The sequence below is a fragment of the Azospirillum sp. TSO5 genome (assembly GCF_003116065.1).
GTDB lineage: Bacteria > Pseudomonadota > Alphaproteobacteria > Azospirillales > Azospirillaceae > Azospirillum.
This window is the reverse complement of record NZ_LGQY01000029.1, coordinates 39,757-60,932: the sequence shown is the minus strand read 5'-3', so window position 1 is coordinate 60,932 and position 21,176 is coordinate 39,757. Positions and strand designations below refer to the sequence as shown.

Sequence of the window (21,176 nt, the reverse complement as noted above, 5' to 3'; positions counted from 1 at the left end):
AGATGGAAAAGACATCGTGGCCAACAATCGCAGCAACGCGGACGGAATGTTCCAGCAGACCCTGAAGAAGTCGGTGACCATCGCCGGCGTCGGGCTGCATTCGGGCGTCATCGTCACGCTGACGATTTCGCCGGCCGATGCGAATTCCGGGATCACCTTCCTGCGTACCGATCTTCGTGGCGCCGCCGCCGTCATTCCGGCGCGCTGGGACACGGTGGTCGACACCCGCCTGTGCACCGTGATCGGCAACGAGCATGGCACCACCGTCGGCACGATCGAGCATCTGATGTCCGCGCTGGCCGGCTGCGGCATCGACAACGCCATCGTGTCGCTGGACGGCATCGAGGTGCCGATCATGGACGGCAGTGCCGCCCCCTTCGTCGCCGCCATCGAGCAGGCCGGCATCGCCGTGCAGAAGTCGCCCCGCCGCATCATCCGCATCCTGAAGCCGGTCGTCATCGGCGACGGCGTCAAGAGCGCCTCCTTCACGCCCGACGACGCCACCAGCTACAGCTTCGAGATCGACTTCGACAGCGCCGCCATTTCCCGTCAGGCCCGCGCGCTGGAGATCGACCCGGAGAGCTTCAAGGACGAGATCAGCCGCGCCCGCACTTTCGGCTTCCTGCACGAGGTCGAGGGGCTGCGCAAGATGGGCCTCGCCCGCGGCGGCTCGCTGGACAACGCGGTGGTCATCTCCGGCGACACGGTGATGAACGCCGAGGGGCTGCGCTTCAAGGACGAGTTCGTCCGCCACAAGATCCTGGACGCCGTCGGCGACCTGTATCTGGCCGGTGCGCCGATCGTCGGTCATTTCCACGGCGTGCGCTCCGGCCACGCGCTGAACAACCAGCTGCTGCGCGCTCTGTTCGCCGACCGCAGCGCCTGGCGTTACGAGACGGCGGTGTCGCTGCCGGTCGCACGCCGCGGCCTGGAGCAACTGGCTGTCGCCTGATCGCCACCGTCTTTCCTGAATGTCTGCCCCTGCCCTCCCCCACCGGGGAGGGCTTTTTCTTTGCACGCAACTCCCCTCCCCTGCCGACATGGTGAGTCACGCAAAAGAAAAGCGCCCTCCCCTCTCGGAGCGGGCGCCGCGCGCAATTTCGGATGGCCTGCAGGAATTGTGAGTTGTTTCAGTATTTTAGGTAATTTTCTTTACCTAAAACCTTAGGCGGATGGGATACGGACCATTCTCCCCTACTCCGCCACCGCCATCTCCGCCTCATTGCCGGCATACTCGCCGAAGCGGGTGTCTTCCTTCAGGATGTGCTTGCCCAGCCAGTCGGAGCAGAACAGGAACACCTCCTCGCCACTGATCCGGCCGCCATCGGCGCGGAAATCGTCGCGGTAGCTTTCGACCTGTTGGGTCAGCCGGTCGTGCAGGGCCTTGTGCGCGGCGAAGGTCGGATAGTTCCGCCGCTCCATCTGCGCCTCCTCCTCCGCGAAATGATGACGGGTGTAGGCGATCAGTTCGTTGAGGATGGCTTCGATGAGGGCGGGGTCCTGGCGGTTGGCCTCGTCATACAGCTTGTTGACGATGGCGATCAGGACGCGGTGATCCTCGTCCAACGCGTCGTTGCCCACGCTCATCCAGCGCGACCACTGAATTGGCCCCATGGCGTTTCCTTCGTCCCCCGTTTGCTCGGCGCCGGGTGGGCGGGTGCGGGCGTTGACCGCCCGTCGGCACCGCCCTCCGCTGGAGGGTCGGGCCACCTGCCCGGCAGGTTTCGCTTTTCCTATAAGCGTTGTCTGATTTCACTCCCCCCATCCCCGTCCGTCAATCCGACCGAACGGGGATGCGACATTTTGGCGAACGTGGGACTCGGGATCAGGTCAGCCGCCGATCCTGGCCAGCCATTCGTCCTCGGTCAGGATCTCGACGCCCAGGTCCTTGGCCTTGGCCGCCTTGCTGCCGGCGTCGGCTCCGGCGACCAGATAGTCGGTCTTGCCGGAGACGGAGCCCGCCACCTTGGCGCCCAGCGACTCGGCGCGCGCCTTCGCCTCCGACCGGGTCATCCGCTCCAGCGTCCCGGTGAAGACCACCGTCTTGCCGGCGATGGGGGAGTTGCTGGCCTTCGGCACCTCGGCCTCCAGCACGGTCAGTCTTTCCATCAGGCCGTGGACGATGGCGAGGTTGCGCTCTTCGGCGAAGAAGCCGGCCAGTTCCTCCGCCGCGACCTCGCCCACATCGGGAGTGGCGACCAGATCGAGCCAGGGCTGACCCGGCGCCTGCCCGGCCGCACGCTCCATCGCCGCCCGCCACTCGGCCAAGGTGCCGTAGCGTTCAGCGAGCGCCTGTGCCGCCGGCTTCTTGACGCCCTTGATCCCCAACGAGGCGATGATGGTCTCCAGCCGAAGCGCATCGTTGCCGGCCCCATCTTTGCCAGCATAGAAGTCCAGCTTCGCGCCGCATTCCGGATCGGCAAACCAGCCGATGATGGCGTCGGCGGTGGCGCGGCCAACGCCCTTCAATTCGTGCAGGTCGCGCCAGTCCTGGCCGGGCATCGCCCGTTCCGCGGCCAGCATGCCATCGACCCAGCCTGGCATGGTCTTGTACTGGCGGGCCAGAGACTTGGCCGTTACTTCGCCGACATGGCGGATGCCGAGCGCGTAGATCAGCCGGTGCAGGTCGATGCCGTTTCGGCGCTGCTCGATCGCCTTGAACAGGTTCTGGACCGACTTCTCCTTCCAGCCCGGCCGGCCGATCAGTTCGACACGGCCCTCCAGGGTGAAAATATCCACCGGCGACTTGATGAAGCCCTCGTCCCAGAACTCCTCGATGATCTTTTCGCCCAACCCTTCGATGTCGAAGGCGTCGCGCGAGACGAAATGGCGGAGTCGCTCCTTGGCCTGGGCGGCACAGATCAGGCCGCCGGTGCAGCGGCGCACCACCTCACCCGCCTCGCGGATGGCGAGGCTGCCGCAGACCGGGCAGGTCTCCGGCGCGACATAGGGGACGGAGTCGGCCGGGCGCTGGGACAGCACCACCTCCACCACCTGCGGAATGACGTCGCCGGCCCGTTGGACCACCACGAGGTCGCCGACGCGGATGTCCTTGCGGGCGATCTCGTCCTCGTTGTGCAGGGTGGCGCGGCTGACGACGACGCCGCCGACGGTGATGTCCTCCAACTCGGCCACCGGAGTAAGCGCGCCGGTGCGACCGACCTGAATGGTGATGGCTTTCAGCCGGGTCTGAGCCTGCTCGGCCGGGAACTTGTGGGCGATGGCCCAGCGCGGCGCCCGGCTGACGAAGCCAAGCCGCTGCTGGAGTTCCAGGCTGTCGACCTTGTACACGACGCCGTCGATGTCGAAGGGAAGGCCGGCACGCCGCCGGCCGATGCCCTCGTAATAGGCCAGCAGCTTGTCCTTGCCGTCGCACAGCTCCGCCGGCCGGTTCAGCTGGAAGCCCCAGCCCTTCAGCCGCTCGCGAATGCCCCATTGAGTCTCTGCGATCGGTTCCGACACCTCGCCCAGCGCATAGCCGAAGAAGCAGAGCGGTCGGGACGCGGTGATGGAAGGGTCAAGCTGGCGCAGGCTGCCGGCCGCCGCGTTGCGCGGGTTGGCGAACAGCTGCTCGCCCTTCTCCGCACGGGCGGCGTTCATCGCCAGGAAGTCGTCGCGGCTCATATAGACCTCGCCGCGGACCTCCAGCACATCGGGGAAGGGCACCGGCAGGCGGTGCGGCACGTCGCGGATGGTGCGGACGTTGGCGGTGACGTTCTCGCCCTCCGCCCCGTCGCCGCGGGTGGCGGCCAGCACCAGTTCGCCCCTCTCGTAGCGCAGCGAGCAGGACAGGCCGTCGATCTTCGGTTCCGCGACGAAGGTCAGCGGCGCATCGTCGGACAGGCCGAGGAAGCGGCGGACGCGGGCATCGAACTCCGCCACATCCTCCGGCGCGAAGGCGTTTCCCAGCGACAGCATCGGGACAGCGTGACGGACCTTGCCGAAGCCGGCGGCCGGGGCGGCGCCGACGCGCAGGCTGGGCGAATCGGCACGCCGCAAGTCTGGAAAACGCGCTTCGACGGCGAGGTTGCGGCGGACCAGCGCGTCATAGTCGGCGTCGGAGATCTCCGGCTGGTCCTGCTGGTGGTAGAGCCGGTCATGATGGGCGATCTCGGCGGCCAGTGCCGCCAGCTCCGCCGCGGCCTGGTCCGGCGTCAGCGCATCGACGGCGATGCTGCGGGGATCGGGCGGCGTGTCGAACAGGTCCTGCATGGCGCGTCTCATGACGAATCGGGGTCTTCCGAAGAAGGGCCGCGCAGGATAGCGCATCGGGCGACTGCGAGGGCAAGTCCCTATATACTGACGGGCACACCCTTCGGAGTCCGCTGGCCTAATGAGCAAAGCCTATCTGCCGGACCTGCGCATCGACGACCGCATGATCGTCGCCGCCGCGCTGGACCGCATCCTCTACGACGACCCCGACCATTTCGCGGCCGAGGACGCGCGCACCGTGCGCCGGCTGATCCCGCACAGCCGCTCGGCGTGGCTGCGGCTGGGCTTCCGTGCCGAGCGGCAGGGGCCGTCGATGAAGGGCGAGGCCGCCGGGATCGGCGACGTGCGGATGGAGGGCGACAAGAAGGTGGTGGAGGGCAGCGTCGGCGAATCGGCGACCTGGCGCTGCGGCCAGTACAAGATCACCAACCACGGCAGCGACCTGGAAATCTGGCAGGTGATGAGCGACGAGTACGCGCCCGAGCCGAAGGGCGCCCGGCTGGAGTTCGACGAGAAGGGGGAGCCGGAACGGCTGACCTTCTTCCAGCCGCGGGATATCGAGCTACGGATTCCCTTCACCAGCCTCGCCGTCGGCGTGCGGCTGGGCGGGTGGCAGCCTTGGAAGCTGGTGGCGGAGGGAGTTGGCGCGGCAGGGTGAGTTGCTGCGTGGGTTGCCCCCTCCCCATCCCTCCCCCGCTTTTCAGCGGTGGAGGGGGTAGAACGCTTGTCAGCGTGATTTGATTCGCGAAGTCGCGGCAGTCCCCTCTCCCGCGAGGCGGGGGAGGGTTAGGGAGGGGGCATTCGTCAGCCGACGCCTACCCCCAACTTCACCTCACCCCTGCCGGTAGTTCGGCGACTCGTTGGTGATGGTGATGTCGTGGACGTGGCTTTCGCGCAGACCCGCGTTGGTGATGCGGACGAACTGGCACTTCTCGCGCATCTCGGCGATGGAGGCGCTGCCGGTGTAGCCCATGGCCGCGCGCAGGCCGCCGACCAGCTGGTGGATGACCGCCGACACCGGACCCTTGTAGGGAACGCGGCCTTCGACGCCTTCCGGCACCAGCTTCATGGTCGAAACCTCCTGCTGGAAGTAACGGTCCGCCGAACCGCGCGCCATGGCGCCGACCGAGCCCATGCCGCGATAGCTCTTGTAGGAGCGGCCCTGGAACAGGATGACCTCGCCCGGGCTTTCGTCGGTGCCGGCGAACAGGCTGCCCAGCATGGCGACGCTGGCGCCGCCGGCGATGGCCTTGGCCAGATCGCCCGAATACTTGATGCCGCCGTCGGCGATCACCGGGATGCCATGCTTCTCGCACTCGTCCACCACATCCATGACCGCGGTCAGCTGCGGCACTCCGACGCCGGCGATGATGCGGGTGGTGCAGATGGAGCCCGGACCGATGCCGACCTTGACGGCGTCCACACCGGCGTCGATCAGCGCCTTGGCCGCTTCCGCGGTGGCGACGTTGCCGGCGATGACCTGGGTGTAGCTCGACATGGCGCGGGCGGCGCGGACCTGCTCCAGCACCTTGGCGGAGTGGCCGTGCGCGGTGTCGACCACCAGCACGTCTACGCCGGCATCGAACAGAGCCTCCGCACGAGCCAGACCGTCATTGCCGGTACCGGTGGCGGCGGCGACGCGCAGGCGGCCCTTGCCGTCCTTGCAGGCGTTCGGATAGGCCTGCGCCTTCTCGATGTCCTTGACGGTGACGAGGCCGATGCAGCGGTAATCCTCGTCGACGACCAGCAGCTTCTCGATGCGGTGCTGGTGGAGCAGGCGCTTGCCTTCCTCCTGGCTGACGCCCTCGCGGACGGTCACCAGCTCCTTGGTCATCAGCTCGCTGACCGGCTGCTTGGGATCGGTGGCGAAGCGGACGTCGCGGTTGGTCAGCATGCCGACCAGCTTGCCGCTGCCGAGCTGGTCGCGGCTTTCCACCACCGGGATGCCGGAGATGCGATAGTCGGCCATCAGCTGCAGGGCGTCGGCCAGCGTCGCGTTCGGCGTGATGGTGATCGGGTTGACGACCATGCCCGACTCGAACCGCTTGACCTTGCGGACCTCTTCGGCCTGCTGCTCGATGGTCAGGTTGCGGTGGACGACGCCGATGCCGCCGGCCTGGGCCATGGCGATGGCGAGACGGCTCTCGGTCACCGTGTCCATCGCCGAGGACATCAGCGGGATGCCCAGCTCGATGGTCTTAGTCAATCTTGTCCGGGTGTCCACGTCGTTCGGCAGGACCGAGCTTTCGGCCGGAACCAGCAGCACGTCGTCGAAGGTCAGGGCTTCGCGGATTTTGGTGTCGCGCGCCATGTGTGAATCTCCCGGAAGATAAACGTGGCGCACTTATACACAAGACCATGGGCTTGTGAACCCGTGCGCACACAGCATCTGTTATGCAAGTGCGAAAAGAGGTCCCCTCCCGCTTCGGGAGGGTGAAATGGATCAGTCCTCGGCCTTGCCGCCGCGGAAGCCGGTGGCGACCACATAGGTCTCCGACGATTCGGCGCGGCTGGCCGGCGGCTTGGCGTGCTTGACCACGGCGAAGTCGCGCCGCAGCCGGTCGAGCAGCGAGCGTTCCGCCCCGCCCTGGAACAGCTTGGCGACGAAGGCGCCGCCGGGGGCCAGCACCTCCTCGGCGAAATCGTAAGCAGCCTCGGCCAGACCCATGATGCGAAGATGGTCGGTCTGCTGGTGCCCGGTGGTGGGGGCGGCCATGTCGCTCAACACCAGATCGGCCGGGCCGCCCAGCGCTTCCTTCAACGCCTCGGCGGCGCCTTCCTCCAGGAAGTCGGCCTGCATGGTGGTGGCGCCGGGGACCGGGTCCATCGGCAGGATGTCCAGCCCGACGACCTTCCAGCCATCCTTGGCGGTCTGCACCTTCTCCACCGCGATCTGGGTCCAGCCGCCGGGGGCGGCACCCAGATCGACCACACGCTTGCCGGGGCCGAGCAGGCGGAACTTCTCGTCCAGCTGCAGCAGCTTGAACGCAGCGCGCGAGCGGTAGCCGCGCTTGGTCGCTTCGGCCACATAGGGGTCGTTCAGGTGGCGCTCCAGCCAGCGCTTGGAGGATTCCGTGCGCTTGCCGGCGGTCTTCACACGGACCGTGGCACGGCGCCCACCCGGGCGCGTCGACGGAGTCTTTTCGGTCATGATCGCTGCAGTTCCTCGGTCATCCGGCGCAGGCGGGGAGCCTTTCCCCTCCTGCCCGATCATCTATCCGGTCGCGTCGACCGGTTTATTCGCCGGCGGCCCCGATCAGGTCCACCAGAATTCCTTCGCGCAAGCCGCGGTCGGCGATGCGCAGCCGCTCCACCGGCCAGACGTCGCACAGCGCGTCCAGAACGGCGCAGCCGGCGACCACCAGATCGGCGCGGTCCTGGCCGATGCAGGGATGGCGGGCGCGGCCGTCGAAATCCTGGGCGACCAGATGGTCGATCACCGCGCGGGCATGGTCCACCCGCAGATAGCTGCCGTCCACCGCCCGCCGGTCATAACGGCAGAGCCCCAGATGCACGCCGGCCAGCGTCGTCACCGTGCCGGAGGTGCCGAGCATCTGCACCTTGCCGGCGGCAACGCGGCTCTGGATGCGGTTGCGCGCCTCGAACGGGGCGATGGCGTCGGCCACCGCCTCCACCATCTGGGTGTAGTTGACGCGGGTGACGTCGGGGCCGCCATATTCCTCGGTCAGCCCGATGACGCCGCAGCGGATCGAGGTCTGGTCGAGCAGGCGCGGCGCCCTGCCCTTCTCCACCTGCAGCCACATCAGTTCGGTGGAGCCGCCGCCGATGTCGAAGACGATGGCATAGGGATGGGTCGGCTCCAGCAGCGCGGCGCAGCCGGCCAGCGCCAGCCGACCCTCTTCCTGGCTGGAGATGATTTCCAGCGGGATGCCGGTCTCGCGCTCCACCGCCTCGACGAAAGCGGCGCCGTTGGCGGCGCGGCGGCAGGCCTCGGTCCCGACGGCGCGCACGGCGGTGCAGCCGCGACGCTCGATCTTGGAGCCGCAGACGCGAAGCGCCGCGATGGTGCGCTCCATCGCAGGCTCCGACAGGTGGTCGTTGCGGCTCAGGCCTTCACCCAGGCGGACGATGCGGGAAAAGGCGTCGATGACGCGGAAGCCGCCCGGCGCCGATTTGGCGATCAGCAGGCGGCAATTGTTGGTGCCGAGGTCCAGCGCGGCGAAGACCGGGCGCACCAGCGCCGACGAACGCAACCGTCCGGTGTCGTTCTGCCGTTCGCTTTGCACCTGTAGATCCACGTACCGTCCCCGCCGTGCCTAAAGAGCGGAGTGTAACCCGGATCGCCGTCCGGCGGGAACCCTTCTCGACTCGGATTCCGCCGGCGGCGACCCGCAGGTCACATCTGCGCCAATCACTTGGCTTTCACAAACCTCACTTGGCCTTCACGAAGGGACAGGTGCTGGACTCGATCGGCAGGAAGGCCTCCGATGCCGGGATGCTGCGGACCTGCTTGTAATAGTCCCACGGCGCCTTGCTCTCCGCCGGGGCCTTCACCTGATACAACTCCAGATCGTACAGCACACGGCCGTCCTTACGGATGCTGCCGGGGGTGCCGAAATAATCGGTCGGCATCGCCTTCATAGCGGCGGTGACCGCCTCGGCATCGGTGGTGCCCGCCGCCTTGACGCCCTTCAGCCAATGCAGGGTGGCGAGGTAGGTATTGGCCTGCTCCTTGGTCGGCATCTTGCCGTGACGGTCGAAGAAGCGCTTGGCCCAGGCCCGCGTCTGGTCATTCTTGTCCCAATAGAAGCCGCTGGTGACATACAGCCCCTTGGCGAGGTCGAGACCCAGCGAGTGGATGTCGGTGATGAAGACGATGTAGCCGACCAGCCGCTGGCCGGACTGGGTCAGACCGAACTCGCCGGCCTGCTTGATGGTGCCGATGGTCTCCGCGCCGACATTGGCGAGCGCCACCACCTTGGCGCCGCTGCCCTGGGCGCTGAGCAGGTAGGAGCCGAAATCGCTGGTGCCCATCGGGTGACGCACGCCGCCGACCACGGTGCCGCCAGCCTGTTTGATCGCCTCGGTCGCCGCCTTCTCCATGGCGGATCCGAAGGCGAAATCGGCGGTGATGAAGTACCAGCTGGTGCCGCCCGACTGCACCACCGCCTTGGTGGTGCCGACCGCCAGCGACGCGGTATCGTCGGCCCAATGGATGCTGTAGGGGGAGCACTGGGCGTTGGTCAGCTCGGTCGTCGTCGCGGCGCTGATCATCAGCACCTTTTTCTTCTCGCGCGCGACAGCCTGCACCGCCAGCGCGACCGAGGAGACCGGGATGTCGGTCACCATGTCGACGCCTTCGCGGTCGAACCAGCTGCGCACGATGTTGGACGCCACGTCCGGCTTGTTCTGCATGTCGGCGGACAGCACCTCCACCGGCCGGCCGAGCACGCTGCCGCCGAAATCCTCCACCGCCATCCGGGTGGCGAGCACCGCGCCCGCGCCGCCGATGTCGGACGCGAAGCCCGCCTCATCCGCCAGCACGCCGATGCGCACCGGCTGGGTGGTCTGCGCCTGTGCGGAATGTGCCGCCGCTGACAACGCCGTCGTGGCAAGCAAGGCCGCCAGCGTGAAAGGCCTTAGAAAACGCCCCATGCGATCCTCCCCATCCCCGATTTTGCGTAACGGGTGCGTGCGCCGGGCTGCGACGTCCTGCCGCACCGTTCGTGTCCGTGGATAGCGGGATTTGGTTTCAGGCGCAAACAGTATCGTTTGCAACGTATTGCCCGGAGCTTGGCGAACCTCGCATCGGAAGACTCCGCGCAAAACAAAAGCCCTCGCTCCGAACTGGGGCGAGGGCTTTCGCATCGGGCATCAACGGCCCAAATGGTGTCGCCAATCAGGCGAGATAAAACTGAGCTATGTCGGCCGAATAGTTCGGCATTATCACGTAAGCGCCGGTGGAGTCATGATCTTACTCACCCTCCCTGGTATCGGTCTCTACTGTTCCGTCCAAGCCATCTGCTTGAACGGTAAGGCGTTTCCGATGCTCGCTCACTTCACCTCGGCGTTGATTACTGTAAGACGAAGCCTGCTCCCCTTTCACAGAGCTGTCAAGAAAATCGCATGCTGCGGCGCGGCACCATTTTGGGAGGTTCGATCGCCCGTCCAATCGGGGGAGGGCTGGCCTTTTGCCGGGGCCGAACCCACCTTGTGGGGCATGCCGGAACACGATGAGAACACATGGGGCGGGCGGGTCGCGCGATATGCGCGGGTCGGCACCGCCGTTGGCGGGCTGGCCGCGCGGCTGGCGGGTGAGCGCGTGCTGGGAATCCGCGTGGAGCGGGAACGCCACGCGGCCGAACTGCGGGCGGCGCTCGGCGGGCTGAAAGGGCCGCTGATGAAGGTGGCGCAGATCCTCTCCACCATCCCCGACGCCCTGCCGAAGGAATACACCCAGGAACTGGCCCAGCTACAGGCCGACGCGCCGTCGATGGGCTGGCCCTTCGTCAAGCGGCGGATGGCGAGCGAGCTTGGTCCCAACTGGCAGTCGCGGTTCCGCAGCTTCGAACACACGGCCGCCGCCGCCGCGTCGCTGGGGCAGGTCCACAAGGCCGTCGGCCTGGATGGGCGGGAGCTTGCCTGCAAACTGCAATATCCCGACATGGCCTCGGCGGTGGAGGCCGACCTGCGGCAGTTGGGCCTGATCTTCGCGATCTTCGAGCGCACCGACAGCGCCATCTCCACCCGCCAGATCCAGAAGGAGATCGGCGCCCGCCTGCGCGAGGAGCTGGATTACGAACGCGAGGCCAAGCACACCCGCCTGTATCAATCCATGCTGGCCGGCACGCCCGGCGTCCATGTGCCGGACGTGGTGCCGGAGCTGTCGAGCAAGCGGCTGCTGACCATGGGCTGGGTGCATGGCCGCAAGATCCTGGACTTCGTCGCCGAGCATCCGGAAGCGCGCGACGAGTTGGCGATGAACATGTTCCGCGCCTGGTACGTGCCCTTCTACAATTACGGGGTCATCCACGGCGACCCGCACCTGGGCAATTACACGGTCCGGCCCGACCGCTCGATCAACCTGCTGGATTTCGGCTGTATCCGCGTCTTCAAGCCCAGCTTCGTCAAGGGCGTGATCGACCTCTACAACGCCCTGCGCACCGAGAACCGCGAGCAGGCGGTGGAGGCCTACCGCACCTGGGGCTTCGTCAACCCGTCGAACGAGCTGGTCGACGTTCTGAACATCTGGGCGCGCTTCGTCTATGCCCCGATCATGGAGGATCGCCAGCGCAAGATCGAGGAGACCAACGGCGGCCATTACGGGCGCGAGACCGCCGGCAAGGTCCATGCGGAGTTGCGCCGCGTCGGCGGTGTCGAGATCCCGCGCGAGTTCGTCTTCATGGACCGCGCCGCGGTGGGGCTGGGCTCGGTCTTCCTGCATCTGAAGGCGGAGTTGAACTGGTACCAGATGTTCCAGGGGCTGATCCGCGACTTCGATGTGAACGAACTGGCGGCGCGGCAGAGCGCGGCGCTGGCGGCGCAGGGGTTGCCGCAGGCGGAGTGATGGGAGTGGGGGCGCCGATGCCCCCTCCCTAGCCCTCCCCCGCTAACGCGGGAGAGGGAACTGCCGCCGCACTCCTGCAAAGCTCCTGCCCCCTCTCCCGCGCAGCGGGGGAGGGATGGGGAGGGGGCATAGGATTGGCACACCCCAAACCCTTCCCATCCGCCCGCACTTCAGTCTATAGCTTGCCCCTCCCATGAAGACCGCCGATTTCGACTTCGACCTGCCGCCCGACCGGATCGCCGAGCATCCCGTCCGGCCGCGTGACGCCGCCCGCCTGCTGGAGGTGGGTTCGACCTTGCGCGACTTCATCGTGCGGGACCTGCCGACGCTGTTGCAGCCGGGCGACCTGATGGTCGTCAACGACACCCGCGTGATTCCCGCCCGGCTCGACGGCCGGCGCGGCGAGGTGGCGGTGGAGATCACGCTGCACAAACGGCTGGGCGAGCGGGAATGGGCGACCTTCTCCAAACCCGGCAAGCGGCTTAAGCCCGGCGACACCATCGTCATAGCGGATGATTTCAGCGCCGAGGTCACCGCCAAGGACGGCATGGAGGTGCGGCTGCGCTTCTCCGCCGGCGGGGCGGAACTGATGGAGGCGCTGCACCGCCATGGCCGGATGCCGCTGCCGCCCTACATCCGCCGCAAGGCCGACGAGGGCGACAACGCCGACTACCAGACCGTCTTCGCCGCCCGCGAGGGCGCCGTCGCCGCCCCCACCGCCGGGTTGCATTTCACGCCGGAGTTGCTGGCGGCGCTGGACGAACGCGGGGTGCGGCGGGTGCCGGTCACCCTGCATGTCGGCGCCGGCACCTTCCTGCCGGTGAAGGTCGACGACATCGCCGACCACAAGATGCACAGCGAGTGGGGCGAGATCTCTCCGGAGACCGCTGCCGCGGTAAACGAGACGCGCAAGGCCGGTGGCCGCATCGTCTCGGTCGGCACCACGGCGCTACGCATCCTGGAGACGGCCGGGCGGCCTGACGGGACGCTGGTCCCCTTCAGCGGCGATACCGACATCTTCATCACCCCCGGCTACCGCTTCCGCATCGTCGATCTCTTGTGGACCAACTTCCACCTGCCGAAATCGACCCTGTTCATGTTGGTCTGCGCCTTCGCCGGCTATGACCGCATGCGGGCGGCCTATCAACATGCCATCAACACCAACTATCGCTTCTTCAGCTACGGCGACGCCTCGCTGCTGCACAGGACGGACCCATCATGACCGGCATCGGCTTTGACCTTCTGGCGACCGACGGGCGGGCGCGGCGCGGCCGCGTGACCACCGCCCACGGCACCATCGAGACGCCGGCCTTCATGCCGGTCGGTACCGCGGCGACGGTGAAGGCGATGACCACCGACGCGGTGGCCTCGACCGGCGCGGAAATCCTGCTCGGCAACACCTATCACCTGATGCTGCGCCCGACGGCGGAGCGGGTGGCGCAACTGGGCGGCCTGCACCGCTTCATGAACTGGAACAAGCCGATCCTGACCGACAGCGGCGGCTTCCAGGTGATGAGCCTGTCCGACCTGCGCACCATGTCGGAGGAAGGCGTCACCTTCAAATCGCACCTGGACGGCAGCCTCCACCATCTGACGCCGGAACGCTCGATCCAGATCCAGCACATGCTGGACAGCAACATCACCATGTGCCTGGACGAATGCACGCCCTTCCCGGCGACCGAGGCGCAGGCCGAATCCTCCATGCGCCTGTCGATGCGCTGGGCACGCCGCAGCAAGGACGCCTTCGTCGAGCGGCCGGGCTACGGCCTGTTCGGCATTGTCCAGGGCAGCGTCTATCCGGAGCAGCGGGCGGAGAGCGTCGCCGCCCTGAGCGACATCGGCTTCGACGGCTACGCCATCGGCGGGCTGGCGGTCGGCGAGGGCCAGGAGACGATGTTCCGCGTGCTGGACTTCACCGAACCGCTGATGGTCAAGGACCGCCCGCGCTACCTGATGGGCGTCGGCCGGCCGAGCGACCTGATCGGCGCGGTGCGGCGCGGTGTCGACATGTTCGACTGCGTGATGCCGACCCGCTCGGGCCGCACCGGACAGGCCTTCGTCCGCCGCGGCACCATCAACATCCGCAACGCCCGGCACGCCCATGACGAGCGCCCGCTCGACGCCGACTGCACCTGCCCCGCTTGCCGCAGCTACAGCCGGGGCTATCTGCATCATCTGTTCAAGGCGGACGAGATGCTGGGGCCGATGCTGCTGACCTGGCACAACCTGCATTACTACCAGGACGTGATGCGGACGATGCGGCAGGCCATCGAGGACGGCAACTTCGAGGAGGTCGCCAGCGCGATGGAAGCCCGCATGAACGAGGGCGACATCGAGGCGACCGTCGATCCCATCGCCAAGCCCGGCAAGCCGCCGAAGCAAGGCCGCCAGCCGAAGGCGGGCAAAGACAGCGATCCGCCCAAGAAGGACCGGGTGGAAGAGGAAAAGACCGATGACTGAGAACATCTATGCCGGCCTGACCCAGCTCGGCGGCTCCACCGTCCAGCCCAAGACCCCGGAGGAGGCGGTGCTGGAGCGGGTGCCGAACCCTAATCCAGGCACCCCCTACTGCGTGCGCTTCACCGCGCCGGAGTTCACCTCGCTCTGCCCGATCACCGGCCAGCCCGATTTCGCCCATCTGGTCATCGACTATGTGCCCGGTGACTGGCTGGTGGAATCGAAGTCGCTGAAACTGTTCCTGACCAGCTTCCGCAACCACGGCGCCTTCCACGAGGCCTGCACGGTGGGCATCGGCAAGCGTCTGGTGGACGAACTGTCGCCGGTGTGGCTGCGCATCGGCGGCTATTGGTATCCGCGCGGCGGCATCCCCATCGACGTCTTCTTCCAGACCGGCGAACCGCCGAAGGGCGTCTGGATCCCGTCGCAGGACGTCCAGACCTATCGTGGCCGCGGCTAAGCCCGCCCCGCTGGCGTCCGCCGACCCGGCGCGGCTGCGCGACGCCATCCGCGACCGTGCGCTGGCGGTGGGATTCGACGCGGTGGGATTCGCCCCCGCCGCGCTGGGACCGGAGGCGCGCGAGCGTCTCGCCCAGTTCGTTGCCGAGGGGCGGCACGGCGACATGGGATGGATGGACGAACGCAGCGACCAGCGCAGCCATCCGCAATCGCTGTGGGACGAAGCGCGCACCGTCATCGCGCTGGGCACCAGCTACGCCCCGCACGACGATCCGCGCCGGTTGGCGGACCATCCCGACCGCGGCGTCGTCTCCGTCTATGCCCGCAACCGGGACTATCATGACTTGGTCAAGGGGCGGCTGAAGACGCTGGCCCAATGGCTCGCCCACCAGACCAAGGCGGGGGTTAAGGTGTTCGTCGACACCGCCCCGGTGATGGAAAAGCCGTTGGCGGCGCAGGCCGGGCTCGGCTGGCAGGGCAAGCACACCAATCTGGTGTCGCGCGACCATGGCTCCTGGCTGTTCCTGGGCGAGATCTACACGACGCTGGAGTTGCCGCCGGACCCGCCGGCCCGCGACCGCTGCGGCTCCTGCGACCGTTGCCAGACCGCCTGCCCGACCGCCGCCTTCCCGGCGCCCTACCAGATCGACGCCCGGCGCTGCATCAGCTATCTGACCATCGAGCATAAGGGGCCGATCCCCGACGATCTCAAGCCGCTGATGGGCAACCGCATCTATGGCTGTGACGATTGCCTCGCCGCCTGCCCCTGGAACAAGTTCGCCCGCGCGACCAGCGAACCCGCCTTCCTGCCGCGGGCCGAGTTGACCGCGCCGCGGCTGGCCGACTTGGCGCAACTGGACGATGCCGGTTTCCGGCAGGTGTTCAGCGGCTCCCCCATCAAGCGCATCGGCCGCGACCGCTTTGTCCGCAACGTGCTGGTCGCCATCGGCAACAGCGGCGATCCGGCGTTGCGACCGGTGGCCGAGGCTCTGCGGGAGGACGCCAGCGATGTGGTGAGCGAAGCCGCCGGATGGGCAGCGGCAAGGTTGAGCAGCGCGGAAAATTCGCACGCTTGAGTGACGTTTCTTCCATGCGTCGGCACTCTCCGCTTACCTTGTCGCCGCCCGCGCTGTTGCGCTATCATTCCTGCGGAGGCGTGCATGTCGAACAATGCCGAAATTCTGAACGCGATCCTGGATCTGAAGACCCACTTCGACGGGAAGTTCGAGCGGGTGGAACAGCGCCTTGATCGTGTAGAACAGCGTCTCGACAAGGTGGAACAGCGCCTCGACCGGGTAGAGCAGCGGCTTGATGGCGTCGACCAGCGCCTTGATGGCATGGACCACCGCCTCAAAGACCTGCAGGTCACCGTCCACAATCAGGGCGAACGCATCAGCCGTATGGAAGGCCGCCTGGACGAGCAGTCGCGCATCCTCGCCGCGCTGATCCCGACCCGCGTCGCCGCGGTCCCGCCCGCCGCCGAATGATCGGAGGACGGCCGTCTCCCTCCCCGCTCCACATCACGGGTATGGCCCGGCCCATCCGGACGAACTGAGCGACGTCGCACGCCTCGCGCGGCTCGGTTTCGGGCTGTCGCGCGATCTGTTCGACCGCTATGCCGGGCTGTTCGGCATCGACAGCATCCGCGTTCTGAGAGTTCCACGAGCCACGGGAACCGTACTGGCCGCCTGTGCCGCGCACTGGATGATGGACCAGTGGTTCGGCGGACGCCCGGTTCCGGTGCAGGCCATCGCCATGGTGGCGGTCGACCCGTCCCTGCGCGGCGCCGGTCATGGCAGCGCATTGATGCGGGCCCTGATGATGGAAGGGCGGAATGCCGGGGCGGCGCTTTCGGTCCTCTGCCCGGCAACCCTACCCTTTTACCAGCGACTCGGCTTCGGCCGCGGCGGCGTTACCTGCCGCTGGAGCGCCCCGCCGATGGCCTTCGCACAAGCCGGGACGACCGCAGCCTCCATCCTGCCCGCGGATCCGCTCGATGCCGCGCCATTGGCGATGCTCCGCCGGCCGATGCTGGCGGAGCAGAACGGCCTGCCGGAACGGACGGAGGCACTGTGGACGCTCGCCCTCTGCCCCGATGGCGAACCGGCCGACCTCTTCCGCAACGACGACGGCTATATCGCGGTGACGCCGCCGCAGGACCGGCGGCTTGCCGTCGCTGATGCCTGCCTGCCCTCGCCGCGGGCGCTGGAGCCCGCCATGGCACTGCTGGCCGGATTCCGCGCCCAGGTCGACCGGGTGACCTGGCGCGGCGGCCCCGATGACACGCTGGCGCTGATGGCCGGAGACGGCGTGACGCTGGAAATGCGCGAGGAGTGGCTGATCCGCCCGCTCGATATAGCGCTGTCGCTGGAGGCCCGGGGCTATCCCGCCGGCCTGTCGGAATCTGCCACTTTTGAGATAAAAGATAATTTAAATCACGGTAACCGCAGGAAGTATCACCTTGAGGTTGCTCAATGCAGGGGAAATATCTCCGAAATGGAGCAAGTCATTGAACCGCCGATCCGCCTGGGGGGCGCCGCCTTCGCCAGTCTGTTCACAGGCCATACAAGCGCTCGTTCATTGTGGAGAGCCGGTTTGCTTCATGGTGAAGAAAAGATGATCGACCGGTTGCAGCGCATATTTTGCGGCGCACCCTCGTGGATGCCCGACCGCTTCTGAAATAAGTGGGTTTCCTGACCTGAATCAAACCGGACGTTAACCGAGCTGTGGTTCAATCGTCCCAATGATCGGGAGAAAAGGGTCGCCGCACAGGCGATGCCATCGGGGAGTCCAAAATCCATGACGATCGGAACGCGGATCGCGCTTGGCTTCGCCGCCGTGCTGCTGCTGACCGTGGGCGTGGCGTTCGTCGGCTGGAACAGCCTGAGCACCTATGCCGAGCGGGTCGATTTGGCGTCACACACCGCCGACCTCGACACCCGGCTGAAGTCGGTCCGGCTGGAGGAGGCGCGCTTCGTCACCGAACGCGATGCCAAGGCCGCGGCCAATGTTCCGGGAATGCTGGACGCCCTGCAGAGCGAAGCGCAGGAAACCCGCGCCGCCCTGACCGAGGGCGAGGGCCGGCGTCTGCTGGACGAGGTTCTGTCCGGCATCGACGGCTACCGTGGCGCCTTCGCCAATTTCGTCGCACAGGACGGCGAGGCGCACGCCCGCACCGCCAGCATGGAAACGCGCGCCCGCGCGCTGCGTGAGATCGCCGAAAAGATCGGCAAGCAGCAGTCCGAACGCTATGACCTGAACATGGCCAGCAAGCGCGGCGCCGATACCGAGCTGCGCCACAGCATGGACACGGCCGAGCGCGCGAACCGTGTGATCGAACGGGTTCTGGAAGTCCGGCGCCAGCAGAGCGAACTCCGCCGCAACACCGACGAGGCGCTGGCCGACCGCATCGTGGCGGCGCTGGACGAACTGGTGGAGACCACCGACACCGTCGCCAAGGACCTCGTCGGCACCAATGACGAGGAACTCGCCGCCCGGATCGCCGGCGATGCCCGCGCCTATCACGATACCGTCAAGGCCCTGCGCGGCAAGGGCGTCGCGGCGCTCACCGAGGCGGGGGTGGCCACCGGGCTCGACGAGGCCGCGCGCGGCGTGCAGGAGCGCGCGGTGGAGTTGCAGCAGAATCAGGCGATGGTGACCGAGGCCCTGAGCGAGGCCTCCAAATACGCCCAGAGCGAGGTGAACGAGGCGGTGATGCTGCGCGGTCTGGCGATGCGGCTGGTGCAGGGCGCCCAATCCGCGATGCTGGGCCAGCGCGATTTCCTGCTGACCGGCACGGCCGACGCCAAGGCCATGGTCGACACCGCGGTGAAGGAGATCCTGGGGCTTGCAGAACAGGCCGGCGCCGTTCTGGTCGACCAGGAAGGGCGTGCGCTGATCGCCGCCATCACCGAGGCCGCGCGGGCCTTCGACTCGGAATTCGCCTCGCTGTCGTCCGCCGTCGCCAAGCAGCACGAGGCATCGGCGGCGATGGCCAAGGCGTCCGCCACGGTTAGCGGCCAGGTCGGCCGGCTGGTCAGCCTGCAGCGCGACGACCGCGAAGCCGGACGCGCAAGCGCCGGGATGGTGATCGCCGTGGGGGCCGCCGTGGCGCTGATCCTCGGCGTGCTGATGGCCTGGATCATCGACCGTGCCATCACCCACCCGTTGCACGCCATGACCGGCGCCATGGGCCGGCTGGCCGAAGGAGACCTGACGGTCGACGTCCCCGGCAGCGACCGCAAGGACGAGCTGCGCAACATGGCCGCCGCCATGACCATCTTCAAGGACAACGCCCTGGAGATGCGGCGGATGGAACGAGAGCGGGAGGAGATGCGCATCCAGATCGACGCCGACCGCCGCCGCACGATGAACGAGTTCGCCAACGGCTTCGAACAGGCGGTGTCGGGCGTGGTCATGTCGCTGACCGAATCGGCCAACTCGCTGGGCCGGGATGCGCAGGAGATGTCGTCCGACGCGGCGCTGACCACCGCGAAGTCCACCGCGGTCGCCACGGCCTCGCAGCAGGCCACCGCCAACGTACAGACGGTCGCGGCGGCGGCGGAGGAGCTGTCTGCGTCCATCGCCGAGATCTCCCGCCAGCTCAACGCCAGTTCCGCCACCGCGTCGGGTGCCGCCGACAAGGCGGTGCAGACCAACAGCATCGTCGAAGGGCTGTCGCTCGCCGCCGAGCGGATCGGTCAGGTCGTCGGCCTGATCGGCGAGATCGCCGAGCAGACCAACCTGCTGGCGCTCAACGCGACCATCGAGGCGGCCCGCGCCGGTGAAGCCGGCAAGGGTTTCGCCGTGGTGGCGACCGAGGTGAAGAACCTCGCCGGCCAGACCGCCAAGGCGACCGAGGAGATCTCCGCCCAGGTCGCGGAGATGCAGACCGCCACCACCAGCGCGGTGGACGCCATCCGCACCATCTCCGAAGCCGTGACCGCCATCAGCGGAACCGTCACTGACATCGCTCATGAGATGGAGCAGCAGGGCAGCGCAACCCGCGAAATCGCCCAGAATGTCCAGCAGGCGGCCGAAGGCACCCAGCAGGTGATGCGCAACATCGCCGAGGTGACCACCGCCGCCACCAAGACCGGCGGCGCCGCCGATGCGGTCCTGACCGCCAGCCGCACGCTGGCCACCCAGGCCGACCGCCTGCGCGGCGAGGTCCAGGGCTTCCTGAACAAGGTACGGACAGCCTGATTTTTCGATCCTGATTTTTTGAGGAGGCGTGCGGCAGCGGAGCCGCACGCCCGACCTCCACGCCGTCAGGCCGCAGCGGCCGACCAGCGCCGGATCGGTGCGCGGGACAGGGCGGAGTTGCCGTAGGCGCGCAGGGTGGTGACCTCCGCACCGATCCAGTCCGGCAGCGGCACCATCTGGTCGGGAGAGTCCAACTCGACCTCCGCGATCACCAGCCCGGCATTATCCCCATGGAAGACGTCGATCTCCCAGCACAGCCCGTCCTGGCAGTGGCGGTAGCGCGTCTTTTCGATCACCCGCCCTTCGCAGCCATGGAGCAGGAGCTGACAGGCGAAATCCAGTGCCAGCGGGTGTTCCACCTCATCCCGGCAAGCGCCCCGCTTCAGCGATTTGATGGTCAGTGTGGCGCGGTCCTCCGCAATGCGGACGCGGACCGTGCTGGCGCCGTCGGACGGCAGGTATCCCTGGAGGATTCGGACGCCATCCCGGCAGAGATGCCGGACATCCTTGCGGACCAGAAAGCGCCGCTCGATTTCCAGTGCCATGGCTAGGCCCTTCGGACGAACTCGCCGACGACCCTAGCGGAAAGTCCCTGTCGGCTTCAACCTCGTTGCTCTGTGCAGAACGCAACCGAGACTGCATGCGCCCGTATCATGACGTGACGATCGGTCGCAACAGGTCTGGGAATGATGCTATCGTCGGTCGATGAACGCCGATCTCTCCGCCTGGACTCCTGGGGCCTGGATTCCCTGGCTGGTCCTGTTCGCCCTCTATGGGCTGCCGCTTCTGCATGTGGCGCTGTCGCGCCGTGGCGGCGGCTGGCGTCCGCCGGCCGGCTCGCGATGCCCCTTCGGGCCACGCGCCGGCTGGTTGGTGATGGTGCTGATGCTGGGGCCGGTCGGATGGCTGATGTTTGCGCTCCGCCGGCCCCGCCGCACATCTGGCAAATAGCATCAGACAGACAGGCTGGGGATCAGATCCGGCCCATCAGCAGCAGAACGATCAGGACGATCAGCAGCACGCCGAGGATGCCGCTGGGACCATAGCCCCAACCGCGGCTGTGCGGCCAGGCCGGAACGGCACCGAGAAGCAGCAGAATCAGAACGATGAGCAGAATAGTGCCGAGCATGGCCTTCTCCCTTCTGGTGGAGCATTTGTGACGGACAAGCGTGACCGGAACGGCGTCCCGTGGACTTTGTTCCTGTCCGGCTCGAACGTGACCGCTTGCCACCACCAAGGGGGAATGGTGCTCCTCCGGCACTCCCCGAACGCGACGCGCCCAACCGTTCGGCGAGTTCACCCCTGTTGACTGTCG

19 protein-coding genes and 1 pseudogene are annotated in these 21,176 nt (G+C 67.3%); 12 read left to right on the top strand and 8 right to left on the bottom strand.

Annotated features, from left to right (window positions below; translation table 11 throughout):
• Positions 1 to 16 precede the first annotated feature (16 nt).
• Positions 17 to 952, top strand: a complete 936-nt coding sequence (gene lpxC / locus TSO5_RS08715) for a UDP-3-O-acyl-N-acetylglucosamine deacetylase (protein ID WP_109151219.1) — start codon at positions 17 to 19, stop codon at positions 950 to 952.
• A gap of 242 nt (positions 953 to 1,194) precedes the next feature.
• Here lpxC and TSO5_RS08710 read toward each other — a convergent pair whose 3' ends face one another.
• Together TSO5_RS08710 and ligA are read right to left on the bottom strand one after the other, a co-directional pair.
• The gene (locus TSO5_RS08710) at positions 1,195 to 1,614 is read right to left on the bottom strand and encodes a bacteriohemerythrin (RefSeq protein ID WP_109151218.1); all 420 of its coding nucleotides are present in this window, start codon (positions 1,612 to 1,614) and stop codon (positions 1,195 to 1,197) included.
• A gap of 216 nt (positions 1,615 to 1,830) precedes the next feature.
• A complete protein-coding gene (gene ligA / locus TSO5_RS08705; RefSeq protein WP_109151217.1) occupies positions 1,831 to 4,212 on the bottom strand; it encodes an NAD-dependent DNA ligase LigA in 2,382 nt (793 codons plus the stop codon).
• Between the two features lie 121 nt (positions 4,213 to 4,333).
• On the opposite strand from ligA, the gene TSO5_RS08700 reads away from it, so the two are divergent.
• Positions 4,334 to 4,870: a hypothetical protein gene (locus TSO5_RS08700; RefSeq protein ID WP_109151216.1), complete on the top strand. Its 537-nt coding sequence runs from the start codon at positions 4,334 to 4,336 to the stop codon at positions 4,868 to 4,870.
• Positions 4,871 to 5,044: 174 nt separating this feature from the next.
• On the opposite strand, the gene guaB is transcribed toward TSO5_RS08700, so the two are convergent.
• From guaB to TSO5_RS08680, 4 genes are all read right to left on the bottom strand, one after another.
• On the bottom strand, positions 5,045 to 6,523 hold the full coding sequence (gene guaB, locus TSO5_RS08695) for an IMP dehydrogenase (protein ID WP_109151215.1): 1,479 nt from the start codon (positions 6,521 to 6,523) through the stop codon (positions 5,045 to 5,047).
• Between the two features lie 132 nt (positions 6,524 to 6,655).
• A complete protein-coding gene (locus TSO5_RS08690; RefSeq protein ID WP_109073956.1) occupies positions 6,656 to 7,363 on the bottom strand; it encodes an RlmE family RNA methyltransferase in 708 nt (235 codons plus the stop codon).
• Positions 7,364 to 7,448: 85 nt separating this feature from the next.
• Positions 7,449 to 8,459: a Ppx/GppA phosphatase family protein gene (locus TSO5_RS08685; protein WP_247870654.1), complete on the bottom strand. Its 1,011-nt coding sequence runs from the start codon at positions 8,457 to 8,459 to the stop codon at positions 7,449 to 7,451.
• A 145-nt stretch (positions 8,460 to 8,604) separates the two neighbouring features.
• Positions 8,605 to 9,828 carry an ABC transporter substrate-binding protein gene (locus TSO5_RS08680; protein WP_109151213.1) on the bottom strand — a complete coding sequence of 408 codons (1,224 nt, stop codon included), beginning with the start codon at positions 9,826 to 9,828 and terminating at the stop codon, positions 8,605 to 8,607.
• A gap of 565 nt (positions 9,829 to 10,393) precedes the next feature.
• On the opposite strand from TSO5_RS08680, the gene TSO5_RS08675 reads away from it, so the two are divergent.
• The 9 genes and pseudogenes from TSO5_RS08675 (at position 10,394) to TSO5_RS08640 (ending at position 19,861) form a co-directional block, all read left to right on the top strand.
• Positions 10,394 to 11,740, top strand: coding sequence for an AarF/UbiB family protein (locus TSO5_RS08675; RefSeq protein WP_109151212.1), 1,347 nt, complete (start codon positions 10,394 to 10,396; stop codon positions 11,738 to 11,740).
• Positions 11,741 to 11,933: 193 nt separating this feature from the next.
• On the top strand, positions 11,934 to 12,962 hold the full coding sequence (gene queA, locus TSO5_RS08670; RefSeq protein WP_109151211.1) for a tRNA preQ1(34) S-adenosylmethionine ribosyltransferase-isomerase QueA: 1,029 nt from the start codon (positions 11,934 to 11,936) through the stop codon (positions 12,960 to 12,962).
• Positions 12,959 to 14,200 (top strand): tRNA guanosine(34) transglycosylase Tgt, encoded by a 1,242-nt coding sequence (tgt, locus tag TSO5_RS08665; RefSeq protein ID WP_109151210.1) that lies wholly within the window; start codon positions 12,959 to 12,961, stop codon positions 14,198 to 14,200. The genes queA and tgt overlap by 4 nt, the downstream gene beginning before the upstream one ends.
• Positions 14,193 to 14,657, top strand: coding sequence for a preQ(1) synthase (gene queF, locus TSO5_RS08660; protein ID WP_109073962.1), 465 nt, complete (start codon positions 14,193 to 14,195; stop codon positions 14,655 to 14,657). Before tgt ends, queF begins: the two co-directional genes overlap by 8 nt.
• On the top strand, positions 14,644 to 15,732 hold the full coding sequence (queG, locus tag TSO5_RS08655; RefSeq protein WP_247870653.1) for a tRNA epoxyqueuosine(34) reductase QueG: 1,089 nt from the start codon (positions 14,644 to 14,646) through the stop codon (positions 15,730 to 15,732). The genes queF and queG overlap by 14 nt, the downstream gene beginning before the upstream one ends.
• An 84-nt stretch (positions 15,733 to 15,816) precedes the next feature.
• The gene (locus TSO5_RS08650) at positions 15,817 to 16,143 is read left to right on the top strand and encodes a hypothetical protein (protein WP_109151209.1); all 327 of its coding nucleotides are present in this window, start codon (positions 15,817 to 15,819) and stop codon (positions 16,141 to 16,143) included.
• 58 nt (positions 16,144 to 16,201) lie between these two features.
• Positions 16,202 to 16,546, top strand: a pseudogene (locus tag TSO5_RS33635) (GNAT family N-acetyltransferase); the annotation flags it as partial.
• Between the two features lie 48 nt (positions 16,547 to 16,594).
• On the top strand, positions 16,595 to 17,335 hold the full coding sequence (locus TSO5_RS33780) for a sterol carrier protein domain-containing protein (protein WP_348981053.1): 741 nt from the start codon (positions 16,595 to 16,597) through the stop codon (positions 17,333 to 17,335).
• Positions 17,336 to 17,455: 120 nt separating this feature from the next.
• Positions 17,456 to 19,861 carry a HAMP domain-containing methyl-accepting chemotaxis protein gene (locus TSO5_RS08640; RefSeq protein ID WP_109151208.1) on the top strand — a complete coding sequence of 802 codons (2,406 nt, stop codon included), beginning with the start codon at positions 17,456 to 17,458 and terminating at the stop codon, positions 19,859 to 19,861.
• 65 nt (positions 19,862 to 19,926) lie between these two features.
• Here the strand turns inward: TSO5_RS08640 and TSO5_RS08635 are convergent, their stop codons facing one another.
• Entirely contained in the window at positions 19,927 to 20,406 is a 480-nt protein-coding gene (locus TSO5_RS08635) for a CYTH domain-containing protein (protein WP_109151207.1), read from the bottom strand.
• A gap of 160 nt (positions 20,407 to 20,566) precedes the next feature.
• On the opposite strand from TSO5_RS08635, the gene TSO5_RS08630 reads away from it, so the two are divergent.
• Positions 20,567 to 20,812, top strand: a complete 246-nt coding sequence (locus TSO5_RS08630; RefSeq protein WP_109151206.1) for a hypothetical protein — start codon at positions 20,567 to 20,569, stop codon at positions 20,810 to 20,812.
• A 22-nt stretch (positions 20,813 to 20,834) separates the two neighbouring features.
• Here the strand turns inward: TSO5_RS08630 and TSO5_RS08625 are convergent, their stop codons facing one another.
• Positions 20,835 to 20,990 (bottom strand): DUF3309 family protein, encoded by a 156-nt coding sequence (locus TSO5_RS08625; protein ID WP_109151205.1) that lies wholly within the window; start codon positions 20,988 to 20,990, stop codon positions 20,835 to 20,837.
• Positions 20,991 to 21,176: the final 186 nt, after the last annotated feature.

What these genes read in the sequence shown, in the direction of transcription:
- TSO5_RS08635 (WP_109151207.1), bottom strand. Translation starts at nt 20,406, where the DNA reads ATGGCACTGGAAATCGAGCGGCGCTTTCTGGTCCGCAAGGATGTCCGG.
- TSO5_RS08690 (WP_109073956.1), bottom strand. Translation starts at nt 7,363, where the DNA reads ATGACCGAAAAGACTCCGTCGACGCGCCCGGGTGGGCGCCGTGCCACG.
- TSO5_RS08640 (WP_109151208.1), top strand. Translation starts at nt 17,456, where the DNA reads ATGACGATCGGAACGCGGATCGCGCTTGGCTTCGCCGCCGTGCTGCTG.
- TSO5_RS08710 (WP_109151218.1), bottom strand. Translation starts at nt 1,614, where the DNA reads ATGGGGCCAATTCAGTGGTCGCGCTGGATGAGCGTGGGCAACGACGCG.
- ligA (WP_109151217.1), bottom strand. Translation starts at nt 4,212, where the DNA reads ATGCAGGACCTGTTCGACACGCCGCCCGATCCCCGCAGCATCGCCGTC.
- TSO5_RS08625 (WP_109151205.1), bottom strand. Translation starts at nt 20,990, where the DNA reads ATGCTCGGCACTATTCTGCTCATCGTTCTGATTCTGCTGCTTCTCGGT.
- TSO5_RS33780 (WP_348981053.1), top strand. Translation starts at nt 16,595, where the DNA reads ATGGCCTTCGCACAAGCCGGGACGACCGCAGCCTCCATCCTGCCCGCG.
- TSO5_RS08700 (WP_109151216.1), top strand. Translation starts at nt 4,334, where the DNA reads ATGAGCAAAGCCTATCTGCCGGACCTGCGCATCGACGACCGCATGATC.
- TSO5_RS08650 (WP_109151209.1), top strand. Translation starts at nt 15,817, where the DNA reads ATGTCGAACAATGCCGAAATTCTGAACGCGATCCTGGATCTGAAGACC.
- TSO5_RS08630 (WP_109151206.1), top strand. Translation starts at nt 20,567, where the DNA reads ATGAACGCCGATCTCTCCGCCTGGACTCCTGGGGCCTGGATTCCCTGG.
- TSO5_RS08680 (WP_109151213.1), bottom strand. Translation starts at nt 9,828, where the DNA reads ATGGGGCGTTTTCTAAGGCCTTTCACGCTGGCGGCCTTGCTTGCCACG.
- TSO5_RS08675 (WP_109151212.1), top strand. Translation starts at nt 10,394, where the DNA reads ATGCCGGAACACGATGAGAACACATGGGGCGGGCGGGTCGCGCGATAT.
- tgt (WP_109151210.1), top strand. Translation starts at nt 12,959, where the DNA reads ATGACCGGCATCGGCTTTGACCTTCTGGCGACCGACGGGCGGGCGCGG.
- queA (WP_109151211.1), top strand. Translation starts at nt 11,934, where the DNA reads ATGAAGACCGCCGATTTCGACTTCGACCTGCCGCCCGACCGGATCGCC.
- queF (WP_109073962.1), top strand. Translation starts at nt 14,193, where the DNA reads ATGACTGAGAACATCTATGCCGGCCTGACCCAGCTCGGCGGCTCCACC.
- guaB (WP_109151215.1), bottom strand. Translation starts at nt 6,523, where the DNA reads ATGGCGCGCGACACCAAAATCCGCGAAGCCCTGACCTTCGACGACGTG.